Genomic DNA, 1,016 nt, shown 5'->3' with positions numbered 1-1,016 from the left:
GTAGGTGCTGAGGTGGCCGATGGCAGGCTGCACAATGGTCATCACCACGTCGCGGATGTCGTAGAGCAGGCCAAGTTCCTCAATGGTCCCCAGCGCATAGCCTGCCATCTGCAGGTTGGCGCGCACCACTTCGGGTACGGGCTTGCCGGTGATCATGTCCGTGGTGGCAGGCACGATCACGTCGTAGGCATCCACGCGGCCACGGCCGCCCTTGAGGTCGATGACCTCCACCGTGGTGCCGTAGATCAAGGTCACGTCCGTGCGGCCGGTGGCACCTTCCTCGCCGGTGAACTGACCGATGGGGACGGCGCGCTCCACAAGCATCTCGGCGCCGGTGAGGGCTGCGCGCTCACGCACGTAGTTCACAGCCGTGGTCGAGATGTCGATCAGCTCTTGGTCGATGGTTACGATCTCTTTCGAGAGCGGCCCCGCGCAACCCGGGTTCACCCAGACTTCGCGGCCTTCCAAGAACACCAGATTTCGCCCCAGATAGCTCTGCGGGTCGATGCTCGGGTCCAACAGCATCTCTTCGAGCATCTGGTGGCAGGCGGTCCCCCGGCGCGCGGCCTCGTTGCCCTCGTTCGGGACACCCTCCTGGGCACCCACGGACGCGGTGCAGCTCGTCCATCTTGCGGCGCTCGACGGAGAAAGACGGGCATGGTATGTCATGCGTACTCCCACTTATAGCCTTGATAGACACGACTAGCATCGCGCAACGCTAAATGCATGCGGGTGCGATTGAAGCCTGCGCGCCAAGCTGCCACCACCGTCAAGAAACCAATCTTGTCGCCGGTAACCGCGTGGGTTCCAACGATGGGGTTCTTTTGGCCTGACCGAGTGCCGAGGACAGTACGAGCGTGCTCCAAGTTTTCCAGATGTGTCATCCACTCCAGGTTGCCGAGCGCGTTGTCGTGACGAATTCCGTTCTTGTGATTCACAGTCGCTTCTTGGCTATCGCCAAGAAAAGCGGCAGCAACGAGGCGGTGCACTTTCATGTGCGCAACGGAATCTCCGGC

2 protein-coding genes are annotated in these 1,016 nt (G+C 61.7%); both read right to left on the bottom strand.

The features are described 5' to 3' along the window. Positions 1-669, bottom strand: a 669-nt coding sequence (locus I6F10_RS19985) for a DUF2800 domain-containing protein (RefSeq protein ID WP_197099313.1), incomplete at its 3' end; no start/stop codon positions are given. After that, the coding region (locus I6F10_RS19980) for an HNH endonuclease (protein ID WP_197099312.1) at positions 666-1,016 on the bottom strand (351 nt) is incomplete at its 5' end. The genes I6F10_RS19985 and I6F10_RS19980, both read right to left, overlap by 4 nt.

The sequence above is a fragment of the Pseudoalteromonas sp. SWYJZ98 genome (assembly GCF_015864495.1).
Lineage (GTDB): Bacteria > Pseudomonadota > Gammaproteobacteria > Enterobacterales > Alteromonadaceae > Pseudoalteromonas > Pseudoalteromonas distincta.
This window is presented reverse-complemented; position numbering and strand designations above follow the sequence as displayed.